This is a genomic window from Allocoprobacillus halotolerans, from assembly GCF_024399475.1.
GTDB lineage: Bacteria > Bacillota_I > Bacilli_A > Erysipelotrichales > Coprobacillaceae > Allocoprobacillus > Allocoprobacillus halotolerans.
Genome location: NZ_CP101620.1, coordinates 2,577,644 through 2,595,425 on the forward strand (window position 1 = coordinate 2,577,644; position 17,782 = coordinate 2,595,425).

The 17,782-nt window shown below is 31.6% G+C and carries 17 protein-coding genes; 5 read left to right on the forward strand and 12 right to left on the reverse strand.

Annotated elements, in window-relative coordinates:
• Window positions 1–67 precede the first annotated feature (67 nt).
• The 10 genes from NMU03_RS15290 to NMU03_RS15335 form a co-directional block, all read right to left on the reverse strand.
• A complete protein-coding gene (locus tag NMU03_RS15290) occupies window positions 68–1,237 on the reverse strand; it encodes an ABC transporter substrate-binding protein (protein WP_290139610.1) in 1,170 nt (389 codons plus the stop codon).
• A gap of 171 nt (window positions 1,238–1,408) precedes the next feature.
• On the reverse strand, window positions 1,409–4,462 hold the full coding sequence (locus NMU03_RS15295) for an ABC transporter permease (protein WP_290139611.1): 3,054 nt from the start codon (window positions 4,460–4,462) through the stop codon (window positions 1,409–1,411).
• Entirely contained in the window at window positions 4,456–5,160 is a 705-nt protein-coding gene (locus tag NMU03_RS15300) for an ABC transporter ATP-binding protein (RefSeq protein WP_290139613.1), read from the reverse strand. The genes NMU03_RS15295 and NMU03_RS15300 overlap by 7 nt, the downstream gene beginning before the upstream one ends.
• Before the next feature lie 279 nt (window positions 5,161–5,439).
• Window positions 5,440–5,622, reverse strand: coding sequence for a hypothetical protein (locus tag NMU03_RS15305; RefSeq protein ID WP_290139615.1), 183 nt, complete (start codon window positions 5,620–5,622; stop codon window positions 5,440–5,442).
• An 8-nt stretch (window positions 5,623–5,630) separates the two neighbouring features.
• Window positions 5,631–5,864 (reverse strand): hypothetical protein, encoded by a 234-nt coding sequence (locus tag NMU03_RS15310; protein ID WP_290139617.1) that lies wholly within the window; start codon window positions 5,862–5,864, stop codon window positions 5,631–5,633.
• 234 nt (window positions 5,865–6,098) lie between these two features.
• Window positions 6,099–7,538: a TrkH family potassium uptake protein gene (locus NMU03_RS15315; RefSeq protein ID WP_290139619.1), complete on the reverse strand. Its 1,440-nt coding sequence runs from the start codon at window positions 7,536–7,538 to the stop codon at window positions 6,099–6,101.
• Window positions 7,535–8,905 (reverse strand): Trk system potassium transporter TrkA, encoded by a 1,371-nt coding sequence (gene trkA / locus NMU03_RS15320; protein ID WP_290139621.1) that lies wholly within the window; start codon window positions 8,903–8,905, stop codon window positions 7,535–7,537. Before trkA ends, NMU03_RS15315 begins: the two co-directional genes overlap by 4 nt.
• 11 nt (window positions 8,906–8,916) lie before the next feature.
• A complete protein-coding gene (locus NMU03_RS15325) occupies window positions 8,917–10,158 on the reverse strand; it encodes an NAD(P)/FAD-dependent oxidoreductase (RefSeq protein WP_290142366.1) in 1,242 nt (413 codons plus the stop codon).
• Between the two features lie 122 nt (window positions 10,159–10,280).
• Window positions 10,281–10,475 (reverse strand): hypothetical protein, encoded by a 195-nt coding sequence (locus tag NMU03_RS15330; RefSeq protein WP_290139623.1) that lies wholly within the window; start codon window positions 10,473–10,475, stop codon window positions 10,281–10,283.
• Window positions 10,459–11,616: an aminoacetone oxidase family FAD-binding enzyme gene (locus NMU03_RS15335; RefSeq protein WP_290139625.1), complete on the reverse strand. Its 1,158-nt coding sequence runs from the start codon at window positions 11,614–11,616 to the stop codon at window positions 10,459–10,461. Before NMU03_RS15335 ends, NMU03_RS15330 begins: the two co-directional genes overlap by 17 nt.
• Before the next feature lie 118 nt (window positions 11,617–11,734).
• On the opposite strand from NMU03_RS15335, the gene NMU03_RS15340 reads away from it, so the two are divergent.
• Complete coding sequence (locus NMU03_RS15340; protein ID WP_290139627.1) at window positions 11,735–12,475, forward strand: YebC/PmpR family DNA-binding transcriptional regulator; 741 nt, start codon at window positions 11,735–11,737, stop codon at window positions 12,473–12,475.
• A 9-nt stretch (window positions 12,476–12,484) separates the two neighbouring features.
• Window positions 12,485–13,168, forward strand: a complete 684-nt coding sequence (locus tag NMU03_RS15345; RefSeq protein ID WP_290139629.1) for an MBL fold metallo-hydrolase — start codon at window positions 12,485–12,487, stop codon at window positions 13,166–13,168.
• Window positions 13,169–13,220: 52 nt separating this feature from the next.
• Here NMU03_RS15345 and NMU03_RS15350 read toward each other — a convergent pair whose 3' ends face one another.
• Together NMU03_RS15350 and NMU03_RS15355 are read right to left on the reverse strand one after the other, a co-directional pair.
• The gene (locus NMU03_RS15350) at window positions 13,221–13,589 is read right to left on the reverse strand and encodes a VOC family protein (RefSeq protein WP_290139631.1); all 369 of its coding nucleotides are present in this window, start codon (window positions 13,587–13,589) and stop codon (window positions 13,221–13,223) included.
• 9 nt (window positions 13,590–13,598) lie between these two features.
• Window positions 13,599–13,793, reverse strand: a complete 195-nt coding sequence (locus NMU03_RS15355; RefSeq protein ID WP_290139633.1) for a DUF6440 family protein — start codon at window positions 13,791–13,793, stop codon at window positions 13,599–13,601.
• Between the two features lie 340 nt (window positions 13,794–14,133).
• Between NMU03_RS15355 and NMU03_RS15360 the strand changes: the two genes are divergently transcribed.
• The 3 genes from NMU03_RS15360 (at window position 14,134) to groL (ending at window position 17,782) form a co-directional block, all read left to right on the forward strand.
• A complete protein-coding gene (locus NMU03_RS15360) occupies window positions 14,134–15,537 on the forward strand; it encodes an IS110 family RNA-guided transposase (protein ID WP_290137985.1) in 1,404 nt (467 codons plus the stop codon).
• 424 nt (window positions 15,538–15,961) lie between these two features.
• Window positions 15,962–16,150: a co-chaperone GroES gene (locus tag NMU03_RS15365; RefSeq protein WP_290142367.1), complete on the forward strand. Its 189-nt coding sequence runs from the start codon at window positions 15,962–15,964 to the stop codon at window positions 16,148–16,150.
• Window positions 16,151–16,162: 12 nt separating this feature from the next.
• Window positions 16,163–17,782, forward strand: coding sequence for a chaperonin GroEL (groL, locus tag NMU03_RS15370; RefSeq protein WP_290139635.1), 1,620 nt, complete (start codon window positions 16,163–16,165; stop codon window positions 17,780–17,782).

Consider the following 17,782-nt stretch of genomic DNA (forward strand, 5'->3'; position numbering starts at 1 on the left):
TCAGCCTTAAAATTTGATAAAAGAAGAGGTTAACAATTTTCATGCTAACCTCTTTTCATACTATAGATTAGTCTTCTACACCTACATATACACCATCTTTAATCATAACAGCTTTTGGTGATTTGCTGACTTCACCATTTTCAGACCATGTTACATTATTACCTGTAATTCCATCAAAAGTCATTGTTGTAAACTGTTTGATTAAAATATCAGCAAGTTCAGAATTTGTCATATCTGGTGTTGCTTTTCCAGCTTCTAATGCATTATAGATTGCATAAATACTATCATAAGCGTCAGCAGCAAATTGATTAGGTGTTTCTCCATACTTTTCTTTATAATTCTTAACAAAATTAGCAGTTAATTCATCAGTAGCATCTGCAGAGAAAGGAGTTAATAAATAAACACCTTCAGCTAATTTTGTATCAAAACCATCTAATGTTAAAATACCATCCATACCATCAACACCAAAGAATGTTGGTTGGTATCCCATTTGGTTCGCTTGTGTTAAGATTAATGAAGCTGGTTGATAATAAATTGGTAAATAAACAATGTCAGCTCCTTTTGATTGTGCATCTTTTAATTGAACATTGAAATCAGTTGCACTTGAGTTATCAAAAGATGTTTCAGAAACAACATCCAAACCAACTTTTTTAGCCTCAGAAACAAATTTTTGATAAATACCTGTTGAATAGTTATCATCACTCTTATAAATAACAGCTACTTTTGTTCCTAATTCAGTATGTTCTTTTAAATAATCAGCTGAAGCAAGTCCTTGGTTAGGATCAGTAAAACACATTTGATAAACATATTTATATGATTGTGTATTGTCAGCATCACTATAAATAACTGTTGTAGATGAAGATGATGGTGTTAAAGCAAATGTTTCATCATCTGTATAGTTTTGAGATACCGCTGCACCAGCACCTGAAGTTACAGTTGCTAAACCAATTTGCATACCCCAATCTTTTAATGTTCCATAAGCTGTTGGTGCTTTTTCTGGATCAGCCTGATCATCTTCCATTTTAAATTCTAGTTTGATATCACCTTTTGCATTGACTTCTTCAACGGCTAATTCAACTGCATTTTTAACAGCGTTCCCATAAACAGCGTTATCTCCTGTTAATGGACCAGAAGTCCCAATTTTAAATGATGTATTTCCACTTGATGTATCATTACCACCACAAGCAACGAGCATACTTGCAACAGCAAGTGTGGAAAAAATCTTTTTTAAATTCATATTTCTCTCCCCTTTTTTTAAATATATTCAATATTATACTTAACATTTTATACAAGTCAATAAAAAAATAACATTATTTTTTAAATATTCTAAAAATCATAAAAATATTTATCTATTTAATAAATATATAGATTTTTTATATAAAAAGAGTGATTTATACCACTCCTTTTACTATTCAATACTCTTTAATGATTCAACCATATCTACTTTATTTAAAACATGACGCATTGTCAAATTAATAAAATAAGTAAAACCTAGAGTAATGAAAACAGCATATATATAACTGCTTATATTCAATTGTCTTACAAACATTGTCATATCCAATTCAACAGTCATAATAATAAATTTGTGTAAGAAATACCCAAACACTATACCTACTAGTGAACCAATGATTGACAATAAGACGTTTTCTCTAAAAATATAATCATAGACTTCTTTACGCCTAAAGCCTAGCACCTTAATTGTTGCAATTTCACTTTTACGTTCCTGTATATTAATGTTTGTTAAATTATAAAGGACAATAAAATTTAAAGCACCTGCACAAACAATCAAAATCACTACAACCAAATTCACACTTTGAACCTGTTTATCAAATTCTTCACCAATCGTAGATACATTTGAAATATTGCCATACCCTTTATCCTTCATATAATTTTCCAAAGTTTTTAGGCTAGACTGATCATCATCTTGCAAAATCATAAAGGCATTATTGACTTCTAAATCCTGTAATGTTATAGATTCATAAAGCGTTTGTGACATATAAATATAATTCATAAAGTAATTTTCAGTAATTCCTGAAACTTTCACATTATATTTCGTTTCATCCAATTCAATATCAATCGTGTCGTTTTCTTCAACTCCTAAGAGTTCGGCTGCCTTTGCAGTCAAAATAACACTTTCATCATCCAAGACTAAATCTTTATAAGTTTGATAATTTCTAAACTGCACAAAGTTTTTCATATTATCCATAGATTGATAAACAATCAATGAACCATATAAATCTTCTTTATCTTTTAAAAGATTGACACTTTTATTGAAAACATATTCCACCTTAGCCACTTCACTACGATTAAGCAGATCATTTTGATAGTCTTGAGCGGTATTCGTTGATACACTTTCTTCCATACGAACAAGGAGATCATATGTGAAAACATCCTGATATTGTTTATCCACAACTTGTGATACTGATGACTTCACACCAAACCCCGTAATAATCAAAGCTGTACATCCAGCAATACCAATGACAGACATAAAGAAACGTTTCTTATATCTAAAAATATTACGCATTGTCACTTTTTGATTAAATGATAATCGTTTCCAAAGCCAAGTTATTCTTTCTAAAAGAATACGTTTTCCAATCTTAGGAGCCTTTGGTCGCATTAAAACAGCTGGCATTAAATTCAATTCACTCATACAAACAAATAATGTCACTGCCAAAATAACAATAACTGAAATAAAGACTGTTTCAAATGAAATCCACAAACTGGAATATATCAAAATTGGAGCCTCTACAGAAAACAACATCAAATTATATAAATAATAAATAATTCGTGGAAAAAACTGTGTCCCAGAAACAATTCCTAAAAGCGAGGCAAAGAAAGTAGCAAAAGTCACATAAACAATATATTGTTTCACAACATCCCATTTAGAATAACCTAAAGCACGTAAAGTCCCACTTTGACTTCTTTGTTCTTCGACCATTCTTGTCATTGTTGTTAAAGAAACAAGGGCAGAAACAAGGAAAAACATCAATGGGAAGATATCTGCTATTGAAGCAATAGAATCTTTATTAGAATCAAAATTAACCAATCCAGCATTTTCATGACGTGTCAAAGTATAGAGTCTGCCTTTAGGAATCTGATTCACTTGTTCTCTGGCATCATTTAATTGCCCTTTAGCATCATCTAGCTGTGTTTGTGCTTTTTCTAGCTCGTTATTTGTTTTCAATTCTTCTAAAGTTAATTTGTTTTCCTGTTGTTGAATTTCTAACTTTGCTTTTTCAATCGCAATAGAAGCTTCATTTAATTGTGATAAACCATCTAATGAAGTTGAAGCATTCTGTAATATATTCCCCATCTTTTCAAGACTTTCAATAGATTTTTGAACTTCAGGAGAAATGGTTTCAGTATTATCGTTTTGATAATTTTCAAGTTCCTTTTGTAAACTTTCTAAATTCCCTTTTAATTCTTGACTTGTACTTTCAATTGTTCCAAGCATTTCTTGAATTTGTGAAGATGCAGTTGATTGCGCTTTAAGATATTCTGATTCTTTAGTAGCCAGTGTTATTTTCGCATTTGTTAACTGAATTTTCGCTTCTAAAATCTTTTCATCAAATAAATTCTTAGAATCATTATATGTTTTATATCCTTCATCATATTCTTTTTGGGCTTTATCTAGCTTTGCTTTTGCATCACTTGTTAAATCTTCGTATAAACGACTCATTTTTAAAGATAAAGTACTTTTTATTTTTGTATTAACATCTTCAATATAATCATCATATTCCTCACTAAAAACATTGTATGACTGTGCACCTTTGACACAAACAGAAATCTGATTATATAAAACATCTTCCTCACGTAAATCATATAAATCTTCAGGCATCGCTAAAAATGCATTGTTTTCATTTAAAATTTCAATATACCCTGAATTTGTTCCATCCCCAAGAGAATTCGTTCCACGATCAGTCACCGCAATATAACGCACATCATTAACAATTCCTACGATTTGAAAACTTTTTTCTCCCTGATCATTATGAATCAAAATTTTATCACCTATTTGGTAATCTTCAGCCAACATTTCCTCATCTATCACACATTCATCATCTTTTTGTGGATAACGTCCCTCAACAAGATAAGGCTGATTAATCATATCCTCACTATATTGTTGACTGGCATAAACCGTTACACCAGAAAGCGAATCATTATGATTTATTAAAGCATCAAACTGATAACCATATTGAATATTTTCAACATCTTCTATATTTTGGATTTCCTTTATATCATCTTCAGCAAATCCTAACGAAGCCATATAAGTCAAATCAGCATAGTGATATTTATCTAAATAATGATCCATCGATTTTGTCATTGTACCAGGAGTATTCCTTAAACCTGCAAAAAAGGCTGCACCTAAAAACACAATCGCAAAAATAGAGAAAAATCTCGCTTTAGAGGCAATAATGGACTTTCTGAGATTTTTCCAATATGCTTTTTTCTTTCTTTTTACCATTCAATTTCCTCGATTGGTTGAGGATTTTCATTTAATTCAATGCCATTCACTTTACCATTTTTTAAGTGAATCACACGATCTGCCATAGGTGCCAAAGCAGAATTGTGTGTAATAACGATAACTGTCATTTGATACGTCAAACACATTTCTCTTAATAACGCTAAAATAGCTTTTCCGGTCTGATAATCCAACGCTCCAGTAGGTTCATCACATAATAAAAGTTTTGGATTTTTTGCAATCGCTCTGGCAATGGCTACCCTTTGTTGTTCACCACCAGAAAGTTGTGCTGGAAAGTTCATCATACGCTCAGATAAACCCACTCTTTCTAAAACATGTCGTGCATCTAATGGATTTTGAGAAATCTGTGATGCCAGTTCGACATTTTCTAAAGCGGTTAGATTTTGAACAAGGTTATAAAATTGAAAGACAAAACCAATATCATTACGACGATATTCAGTTAATTTCTTTTCATCATATAGTGCTATATTTTCACCATCAACAAGAATTGAGCCACTGGTTGGTGAATCCATACCACCTAATAAATTTAAAATTGTCGTTTTCCCGGCCCCAGAAGCACCAACAATCACGACAAATTCCCCTTTATTCACAACAAAATTAACACCATTGCTAGCATTAATTGTTATATCCCCCATTGTATAGCTTTTCACTATATTTTTAAACTCAATTAAAGCACTCATATTCATACCACCTTTCTATAAGTTTAACACATTTTTTGCTAAAAAAAACAATGACACAAGAATAACGTAAATTTCCATAAAAAAGAAACTGCCCAGTGACAGTTTCTTACTTTGATATTATAAAATGGACAATGATATCAATCAATTTATACATTACATTTTTCAAATAACATTATCATCCATTTATTTTTTATATTCTTAAAAATTACAATTAAATATCCAATCATAATCTAAACATGATGATAAAAATCATTATGACAATATATTTTATTCATTTTTCTATTTGTTAGATTGAATAACTTCTAAAACTCGATCTGTACTAGCATCATCATAATATAGCACAAGATAACGCTCTTGATTCATACGGACATAAATGTAAGTATCATCATCTTGATTGACATAAACATCTCTATTCATATATCCTAAATCATAGGTTGATAAATCAGGATAATCGTCTTTCATTGAAAAATCTACATATTCGTTGATTGTTCCATAATATGTAAAGTTTTTTCAACCTGATGGACTTCATCTTCTTCTCTATCATAGCGTGTATAATAACCATGATTCAGTACATAGCATGCTGGAATTGGTAAGCCAGCTTCTGACTCTTCCTCTTTTTCGTTTGTTGGATTCAAGAAAAGATAAATCATACCTCCTGATAAAATCATCAACCATATCAATATCACTATTATCACTTTTTTCATATATCTTTTATCCTCCCATTTTCATTAAATACACTATAGACACCTTTACTTAAAACAACAATTATTTTTTTGTTACTATTATATAGCTATTTTGATTTTAATAAATTTATCAATTCCCTCTTTTCATTGTCTTTTCATATAATTGATTAAAGCCAAAACATTTGTCTTTTATCATTAATTTAAGTATAACATATTATTTCTTAAATAAAAAAGAAACTGCCTAGTGACAGTTCCTTATTTTTTCCATAATGAACGAGAAAAGAACATCAACAATGGGAAAATTTCTAAACGTCCAGCTAACATATCAAGTGATAATACAACCTTAGATAAATCAGTTAAACTTGAAAAATTACCCACTGGACCAACAATTCCTAATCCTGGACCTACATTGTTAAAACAAGTCGCAACAGCACTAAAAGCTGAAATAAAATCAATATTTTGTAAAGATACAAATAAAAATGATAATCCAAACAATAAAAAGTATAAAACCCAATAAACATGAATATTGCTTAATGTATTAGAAGATAAATACTTATCTTCAAATTTTACAGAAACAACACTATGAGGATGAATCATACGTTTCATTTCAGCCATAGCACTTTTGACACCAATAATAATACGTGAAACCTTCATCCCACCACCAGTAGAACCGGCACTAGCACCAATAAACATCAATAAAACAAGAATTGTTTGTGAAAATAATGGCCATTGTCCATAATCAGCAGTCACATAACCAGTTGTGGTAATGATTGAACCTACCTGAAAAATCGCATAACGGAAAGCTTCAAAGATAGAGTTATATAACGGTAAAATATTGAATGAAATAGCAAATGCTGCCGCAAAGATAATGATTAAATACCAGCGTAATTCTTCACTTTTTAATGCTGCTTTGAATTTTTTTATCGCAAAGAAATAAATCAAATTGAAATTAATACCAAATAAAATCATAAAGAATGTAATGATACCATCACAATAAGCACTGTTATAATAGGCTATGGAAGTATTTTTAATTGCAAAGCCACCTGTTCCAGCAGTTCCAAAACTATTTAATAAACTATCAAAAAATGGCATACCACCTAACATTAATAAAACCACTTCAATAATTGTGAGAACCGTATAAATTTGATAAAGAATACGTGATGAAACAGTAATTTTAGATACCAGTTTTCCAACAATTGGACCTGGCATTTCAGCTTTTAAAATATGTAAAGTGGAACCACTAGCATCAGGCAAAAAGGCAACAACAAAGACCAAAATTCCCATTCCACCAATCCAATGTGAAAAACTTCGCCAGAAAAGACTTGCATGGGATAAAGATTCAACATCTGTTAATATGGATGACCCCGTTGTCGTAAAACCTGAAACAGCTTCAAACAAAGCATCAATATAAGATGGAATTTCTCCTGTCATACAAAAAGGAATAGCACCAAAGACAGATAGAAAAATCCAAGCTGCTGCAACAACAACAAAGCCTTCTTTTGCATAAATGATTTTATTGTGTGGCTTACGTAAACTCATCAGATGTCCTAATACCAAAAGCATCATCGCAACAATCAAATAAATCCAACATTCTTGTTCCTGATAAATCACTCCTGTTAAAAATGGTAAAAGCATTAACAATCCCTCAATCATTAACATTTTTCCAAGAGTGTATAAAATCATTAACCTATTCATGCGTATTCTTCCTCAAAAATATCATTAATATCTTTAAGAGGGGTATGATAAGCAATTACAATAATACGATCTCCCCTACGTAAAACATCCTGACCTTTAGGAATAATCGTTTGATTTTGACGAATAATACTACCAATCAATAAATCTTTTTTTGTATTCACATTAGCTAATGGAATATCACAATATTTTGTCTTTTCATCAACAATAAATTCTACAGCTTCCACTTCCTCATTAACAATCTTATATAATGTTTGAATACTTGTAGAACGATTATCATTTTCTTTGACACGAATATAACGAATAATCTGCGATGTAACTAATGCTTTAGGTTCAACAATACTATCAACATCAAGATGGTCAATAATGCCATTAAGATTCATACGATTCACTTTAGCGATAGATTTTTTGACACCTAACTGTTTCGCTGCCAAGACTAAAACAATATTTTCTTCATCTATTCCTGTCAAACCAACTAAAGCATCACTTTTATGAATACCTTCTTCTTTTAAAATATTTTCATCACTACCATCACCTTCAATAATGATTGAATAAGGTAAAAGTTCTGATAATTGAACACAACGTTCATGATTTTTTTCGATAATTTTTGTTTTAATACCGTGAACAGATAATTGTCTAGCCAAATAATAAGCAATTTTACTACCACCAATAATCATGACGTTTTTAATTTTCTGTGATGCAAAACCAGTTTCTAAACAAAATTTTGTTAAATCCTTATGTGAACCAATAACACAAATATGATCTTGAGCCTTTAAAATGAAATCTCCATCAGGAATAAAAACTTTATCTTCTCGCTTGACAGCACAAATTAAAACTTGTGAATGACACACACTTGAAAGTTGATTTAAAACCAATGAATCTAAAGGCATCCCATTAGCAATACGCAATTCAACAATTTCTACCCTACCTTTATCAAACGTATCAATACGCATTGCTGATGAAAACATAATTGTTCTTCTAATATCATTCGCCGCCTCTAATTCAGGATTAATTAACATTGAAAAACCTAACTGTTCTTTTAAAATTTGACTCTGTAAAGAATAATCTGGATTTCTAACACGAGCAATGATATGTTTCGCTCCAAGTTGTTTGGCTAACAGACAAGAAAGTATATTCAATTCATCAGAAGTTGTCACTGAAATCACAACATCTGCCTGCTCAACACCAGCTTCCTGTAAGACATGGAAATTGGCACCATTTCCACTAATACCTAAAACATCGTCCTGATTCACAACATTTTCTACTTTTTGATTATTTTGATCAATAACGACAACATTATGCCCTTCATTAGATAAATAACGCGTTAACATCTGGCCAACTTTCCCCAGACCAATAATAACAATATTCATAATTTCTCCACCTATTTATAGCTTTTTAAAATATTTTCAGCACACATAATACCATCAATCGCTGATGACATAATACCACCAGCATACCCAGCACCTTCGCCAATAGGATATAATCCTTTGAACGTAGATTGATAATTTTCATTTCTTAAAATACGAACAGGTGCACTACTTCTCGTTTCAATACCCGTTATAATAGTATCTTCATCAATAAAACCAGGCATTTTTTGATTCATTAATTGTAAACCAGTATGCAAAGCCTGATTGATAAACTCAGGAAAAAGTGCATTCAAATCACAAATTTGATAACCGGGCTGATAAGTCGGTTTAATTTTCCCCAATGGCTGTACTTCATGATGAAAATAATCGACAACTCTTTGCACAGGAGCTTGATAGTTGCCACCACCTAGCAAGAAAGCTTTATGCTCCAATTCTCTTTGAAATTCAATACCGGCTAAAGGATGATCACTTGCAAAATCATCAGTTGAAATAGTAACCAAAATAGCACTATTAGCATTTTGACCATCACGTGCATAATAACTCATTCCATTAACACAGATTGTTTTGTCTTCATGATGTGATGGAACTACCACACCACCAGGACACATACAGAAAGTATAAACACCTCTTTTACCACTTTGAACAGCCAGTTTATAACTAGCCGCCTTTAAATAAGGTGATGAAGCACTTTTCTTATATTGAATCTGATTGATTTTTTGTTGTGACTGTTCAATACGAACACCTATCGCAAAAGCTTTTTGGTCTAAAGGAACACCTTTTTGATACAACATTTCATAAGTATCTCTAGCACTATGACCAATCGCAAGAACAAGCAAATCTGTATCCAATTTTTGAATGTGTTGATGCTGTGAAACTGTCACTTGATAGCCTGAATCTAAGACTTCAAAATCAACCATTTTGGTTTCAAATAGAAAAGTGACACCCTTTGAAACCAAAAATTGACGCATGTTTTGTATCACTTGACGTAAATAATCTGTTCCAATATGTGGTTTATTTAAATACAAAATATCTTTTGGTGCACCAAATTGTACAAATGTTTCTAAAATATAGCGAATACGCTCATTTTTAACACCAGTTGTCAATTTACCATCAGAAAATGTTCCAGCGCCTCCTTCCCCAAAAGCAATATTACTCTCATTATGCAAAATTCCATGTTCCAGTAAATCATTAATAGCTTTTTCACGTTGATGAATTACCTGTCCTCTTTCAATCACTGTTACTTTTTGACCACTCATTGCCAGCACATAGGCACAAAAAAGACCAGCCGGGCCACTTCCAACAATCAAAACGCTTTGATTATTGGATGGCAAATATTGATAATGATAAGGTATGACTTTTTGTAGTTGTGGAAATTTTCTTAAAAAGCCTCTTCATCTTTCACTGTGAAATCAAAACTACAAATCAAATGTACATTTTGTCGTCTTGCATCAATAGATTGTTTGACTAATGCCACGTTTTGAATTTCTTTTTCACGCACATTTAAACTCTGTGATATGATTTTAGCATAGCGTTGTTCACCAAGTTTAACTTTGATATTATGAATTCTTAACATACTTTTCCCTCTCTATCGCTTCTACAACATGACAAGCACTTGCTAAAGCAAAATGTAAATTATAACCGCCACACATTCCTGCAACATTTAATATTTCCCCTATTGCATAAATATGTGGATATTGTTTTAACTCTAAATCTTCTGTCACATTATCCAAAGATAATCCACCTTTCATAACTTGAGCATAACTTGCCTCTCTCACGCCTTGAATATTTAATGGATAATGTTTTAATAAAGAAGCCAGTTTTTCAATAGAAAGATGCTGATATTTTTGAAAGTACACAGCAAGTTTATGATTGATAAGTCCCTCTAAAAATAAAGAAGTTTGATTGGATAATAACTGACATAATTGATTGTGACTGATTTCGTCAAAAAAATCAATATATAATTGATAATTATGATGTTTTTTATAAAAAGATGATAATTGCATAACGGCAATTCCACTAACCCCATAGTCTGTAAATAATAATTCTCCTTTTTCCTTATGAATACATTGTTGATTTTCGATAAGTGAAAACGTTCCTTTGACCCTGACTCCTTTTAAAGATTTTATCGCAGGAGAAGTATAGAACTGGACAAGTGATGGCATGGGTTCAATAATCTTTAATTGAAGTTGCTTTAAAAGATCATAACGTGAGTGATTCATGCCAGATAATTTACCAGCTTCACTTCCCATAGCTAAAACAATAGCATCAGCTAAAATTTGTTGAGATGTTGTCGTTATCAAATATTGGTGTTTGTGTTTTTGAATTTGAGTAACCTCTTGGTCATAGGCAAAAATAACACCCTTTTCTTCACTACGTTGCATGAAAACATTTTTAACGGTTAAAGCTTGTTCACTTTTAGGATAAAGTAAATCTCCTTGATATGTACAATAAAGACCTATTTTTTGCATTTGTTGAACCATATCAAAGTCTTGAATAATAGATTGTACAAGTTCTTGATTATCGCTTTGGTAATATTTTGAATTCATCTTTTGATTTGATAAATTACAACGCCCATTACCAGTTGCAAGTAACTTTTTTAAAGGCGCTTTATTTTGTTCTAAAACAATAACTTCATAACAAGGATTTTTTTGTTTTAATAAAATAGATAGATAAACACCTGAAGCCCCAGCTCCAATAATGACTATTTTCTTCATGTTTTCTCCCTTCTTCAATTTCTTTATGATGAAATATAGTGATTATACCATTTTTTATTGAAAAATCACTAAAAAATGTTTATAATACAAAAGGAATTTTCAAAGGAGGAGTTTTATCATGGGTAGAGCACATGAAGTGCGTAAAGTCGCTATGGCAAAAACAGCGGCAAAAAAAGCAAAATTATATTCTCGATATGGAAAAGAAATTTATTTAACAGCGAAAGCTGGTGGACCTGAATTAGATGGAAACTTAGCATTAAGACGTTTAGTTGATAAAGCAAAAAAGGAACAAGTTCCTGCAGATGTTATTAAACGTGCTATTGATAAAGTCAAAAGTGGTGTCACTGAAAACTATGAACCTATTCAATTTGAAGGTTTTGGTCCTGGTAATTCAACATTAATCGTTAAATGTTTAACTGATAATATCAATCGTACAATTTCTCAAGTTCGTCCTGCTTTTACAAAATCAAAATCTAAATTAGGTGCTGAAGGTTCTGTTGCTTATTTATATAATGTAGAAAGTACTGTTATTTTAAATGGTATGAGTGAAGATGAAGTGTTAGAAGCTTTAGTAATGGGTGATGTTGATGCTAAAGACATTACAACATTAGAAGATGGACGTATTAAAATCACTGGTGAACCAACTGATTTAAATAAAATCAAAACAGCTATTGAAACCATGAAAGAAGATATTGAATTTGACGTAGATGATATTACAACAACACCTCAAGAATATGTTGAACTGAATGATGAAGATATGGCAATGTTTGAAAGATTAATGGGATTATTAAATGATTGTGATGATGTTGATGATATTTACCACAATGTTTCAAATTATGATGATGGAGAAGAAGAATAACATGTAATCATGTTATCTCTTTTTTATATGAAAGTTACACATTTGTATCATAGTGGCTGTCTTATTGAATTAGAATATCATCAACTTCTCTTTGATTACTATCAAGGAGAACTTCATCTTAACAATGACAAACCACTCTATGTCTTTGTTTCCCATCGTCATTATGATCACTACAATCCTGAAATTTTTCAATTCAATCATCCTCAAATCACTTATATTTTATCCAATACATTACGTCATAAACATGATGCTTATTATGTTGATGTGCATCAAACATATCAAATTGATGATTTATCTATTTCAACATTATTATCGACCGATGAAGGTTGTGCTTTTCTAGTGCACGTAGAAAATCAGACTATTTATCATGCTGGTGATTTAAATTGGTGGCATTGGCAAGGTGAACCACAAGCTGATAATGACTATCAACGTAACACCTACCTTCAAGAAATTCAATCTATCAATGAACCCATTGATTTAGCCTGTGTCGTTGTAGATATTCGTCAAGAAAAAGATTATCTTTTGGGATTATCAGCTTTTTTAAAGCATGTACAAACAAAGTATATTTTACCAATTCATTATTTTGACCGTTATGAAACAACCCAACTTTTATTAAAAGAAACTTTAGATAATCCTTATCATGCAAAAATATTACCTGTCATACAACAAAATCAAAGCTTTGAAATTGAATAAATTATTAAAAAATGGTGTCAAAAAATAAAAAAGGCTGAAAAAATCAGTCTTTTTATTTCTTTGGTACAATTTCAATCCAATAGTCATCAGGATCATGAATGAAATATAATCCCATTGCTTCGTTTTCAAAACAAATACAATCCATTTGTTGATGCAATTGATGATAAGCCTCATAATCATCTACAACAAAACATATATGGCTTTCATTTTCACCTAAGTCATAAGGCTGAGGATGATCTTTAAGCCATGTTAATTCGATTTGAAATGGTGAAATTCCATCTCCTAAATAAACAAGTTTAAAACTACCATCACTCGCCTCTTTCTCTCTAACAATTTGCATACCTAATGCTTCTTTATAAAAAGCGATACTCTTTGATAAATCAGTGATATTAATATTACAATGATTTAATACTGCTTTCATAGAATCCTCCTATTCATCATCTGGAAACACTGTTGTAATGACTGGTTTCCCTTCTCTATCAACAAGTACTGTCAATCCTGACCCAACTGAATTACTGTGAAAAAAATAATTCACACCAGTCTCTTTATCAACCCATATTTCAGAAATTTGAAAAAATTTATCTGAACCATAAGTTTTTATAAATCGTTCATCTTTTTTTGCCATAACATTTCTCCTCGTATAATATGTATAGAAGTTTGAATTAAGGATTTCTCTTTTTAAACAACTGAGATATCTCAGTTGTTTAAAAAATCCTTGCTTCTACACTCTCTTTTAAGATAATAGTTTCGTTTTGAATCAAGGTTTTATTCTTTTCTCCTGCGGCCATCTTGTTATGTTCGCTTCTAAAAGACTTAATCCTCTGTTCAAGGCGTACTTTATACCCGAATGAGTTTGTTGCAGCAGTGTATTCTCACTTGTCTCCGCATTTACGAGGTTGCGTTTGTCTTGATTTAGAGGTGCAATTCAAAACCATTTACATACTTTAGAAAGAAGGTCATTTTTTATGAAAAATTACAATTACAATCTTTATGTTGGCATTGATGTCTCTAAAGGCAAGGCTGATGCTGCTGTTCTGGCTGTCCCTGAATTAAGATCGGTCAAACCTCATTTCCTTAGAAAAAAATTATCTTTTAAGTTTATTAAATCTGAAGTTGTTGAGTTTTTAAATACTGTTAGAAAGTATTCCAGTGATCAGTACTGTCTCCACACTTATTTTGCTTTGGAAGTCACTGGCATATATTCTACTAATATCTACACCTTTATTAAACAAAACTGTAATAGCGATGAAGAAATCCATCAGCTTAATACGGATTTCGTTAATAAATGGAGAGAAAGCCATAATATATCTAAATCTGATCCTTTGGATGCTCAAACCATCTGTTCCATTATCGGTACTGATGATCAGGTCAAATATGTTTCAGATTCTGTTTTTGAAAACAAAAACGGATATCAAGATCTTAAGGCTCTCGTTCACAGACACTATCAGATTAAAAAACTCTATTCTCAGGAAACTAACCGTCTCATTGCCCTTTGTGATTGTTATTTCCCTGAACTTCAGTATGTTTTTGAACCTAAATCAGCTGCTTTCCTGGCTGTCTTATCTCAATATCCTACTTCGCATGATATCATAAATGCTTCCAAAAATGAAGTGTTTCATCTTGTTTACGAAGCAACTAAACATCGCTGCAGTATGGATAAGATTGATAAGCTTTTCAATTATGCTCAGGATACACTGGTTCCACATGTATCCGATCATATGAGATATGTTATTTCCAACACTGTTGAAAGCATCATCCATATTCGTACACAATTGAAACTGATTGAAAAAGATATCAGAAAGCTTGCTGCCACTTTTAATGTTTACAGTCTGCTGTTGACCATCACTGGCTGTGGTCCTTTGACTGCCGCTGTTATCATCGCTGAAACCGGAGACATCTTCAGATTCAAAAATGCTGATCATTATGTCTCTTACAGTGGTTCATCACCACGTAACAAGCGTTCTGGCAAGTCTGTGGAAATCATGGGCAAGATTTCCAAGAAAGGCTCAAAATACCTGAGACACGCTCTTTACATGATTGCCGAATTTGCCAGACGACATAATCCTGTTCTTAAACACTTATTTGAAAGAGTGAAGAACGGAAATAAAAAGCGTCATAAATTAGCGGTCATTGCAGTTGCCAATCGCATTGCCAGATATATCTATTCAATCATGAAAAACGAAAGCAGTTTTATAATCATGCATGAAAATATCATGCGATTACCAGAAGAAACCCGAAATACGTTCTTCAATTCAATATCTTTAGATTTTCCAAAGAATACCAGAAAACAGATTTATCAGTATTCTGATATCAATGGTGAAATCCATCGCTTTGTTTATAGGAACGAAGCAACGGAATCAGTAGCTTAAAAACAAAGAAAACCTAAAATGTAAGAGCTTTCAAACACTGAGTTTTGAGAAGTTGTTTTTAGTGCACCCAAAAATCCACTAAAAACATCAAAGAACATCGGATTGCTCCTCTAAATCAGGACAAACACTATTAAAATCATTTTTTTAAATTAATTATTGACATTTAATAGTTTGTCTTTATGAATCAATTATAACAAAAAGAAGTCTAAACAAAAATGATTTTCATATAATTTAATGATTTTAGCACTACATTTATAAAAGTGCTAAAAGTTCATAATGAGTTCATATATCAGGTTATAATAGAAGTTGTTAGCAAACAAGATATATGAGTGCTAAAATAAGGAGGAATATAAATGTTAAAACCATTACATGATTATGTGATATTAAAAAAGAAAAAGCTGAAACACAAACAGCAAGTGGTATTATTTTAACGAGTCCAAAGGAACAAGCCAGTAATCAAGCAACTGTTGTATCTGTTGGACCTAAATGTGATGATCATTTAAAAGCAGGCATGACAGTTATTTTTAAAGAATACTCTGGAACAAAATTTAAAGATAATGATGATGAATATATGATCTTAGAAGAAGAAGATATTTTAGCTATTGTTGAATAGGAGGAATAAAAAATGAGTAAAGAAATTCGTTTTTCTAAAGATGTCAGAGATGCAATGTTAAGTGGTGTCAATACCCTTGCAGATGCAGTGAAAGTAACAATTGGTCCTAAAGGACGTAATGTTGTATTGGATAAAGGTTATGGTTCACCTTTAATTACAAATGATGGTGTATCTATTGCTAAAGAGATCGAATTAGAAGATGCTTTTGAAAATATGGGAGCTAAACTTGTGTATGAAGTTGCCAACAAAACAAATGATGTTGCAGGTGATGGAACAACAACAGCTACAATCTTAGCTCAAAGCATGATTCAAAACGGTTTAAAAGCTGTTGAAAAAGGTGCAAACCCAGTTTTAATGCGTGAAGGTATTGATTATGCAAGCAAAGAAGTTGCAAAATATATTTTAGATAAATCTCATAAAGTAGAAACAAGCAATGATATTGAAAGTGTTGCAACGATTTCTTCTGGAGATAAAGAAATTGGTCAATATATCGCTCAAGCAATGGAAAAAGTGGGTAGAGATGGTGTCATCAGTGTTGATGAATCAAATAGCTTTGATACAGAATTAGAAGTTGCTGAAGGTATGCAATATGATAAAGGTTATGTTTCTCCATATATGGTTTCAGATAGAGAAAAAATGACAATTGACATGGATAATCCATTAATTATGGTAACAGATCAAAAAATCAATACAATTCAAGAAATATTACCAATTCTTGAACAAGTGATGCAATCAAATAAACCATTATTGTTAATTGCTGAAGATTTTGAACAAGAAGTCATTTCAACATTAGTTGTTAATAAATTAAGAGGAACATTTAATGTTGTTGCTACAAAAGCGCCTGGTTTTGGTGACAATCAAAAAGAAGTTTTACAAGATATTGCCATTTTAACAAATGCCAAATTCTTTAGTAAAGATTTAAATATGAACTTAAAAGATATGCAAATGACAGATTTAGGTTCTGCTAAAAAAGTGCATATTACAAAAGACCATACAACAATGATTGGTGGTGCAGGTGATAAAGCAACCATTGATCAACGTGTGAAAGAAATTACTGAACAAATGAATAATTCTAAGAGTGATTATGATAAGAAGAATTATGCAGAAAGATTAGGTAAATTAAGTAACGGTGTTGCTATCATTAAAGTTGGTGGTGCTACTGAATCTGAATTAAAAGAAAAGAAATTAAGAATTGAAGATGCTTTAAATGCGACTAAAGCTGCTGTTAGCGAAGGTATCGTTATGGGTGGTGGTGTCACATTAGTGAACGCTTATGTTACCCTTAAAGATCAATTAAAAGATGAAAACGTAGATAAACAAAAAGGTATCAAAGTTGTCTTAGATGCATTACTTGCTCCAATGGGACAAATCGCTGAAAATGCTGGTTTCAACAGTGATGAAATTGTTGAACAACAAATGAAAATTGCCGATGGACAAGGTTTCGATGCCAAAGATGGTGTATGGGTAGATATGTTTGATAAAGGTATCATTGACCCTACAAAAGTCACTCGTAGTGCTTTATTAAATGCTGCAAGTATTTCTGCATTATTTATTACAACAGAAGCTGGTGTAGCTCCAATTAAAGAAGATAATCCTGCACCTGCTCCAATGGCACCTGGTGGAATGTATTAA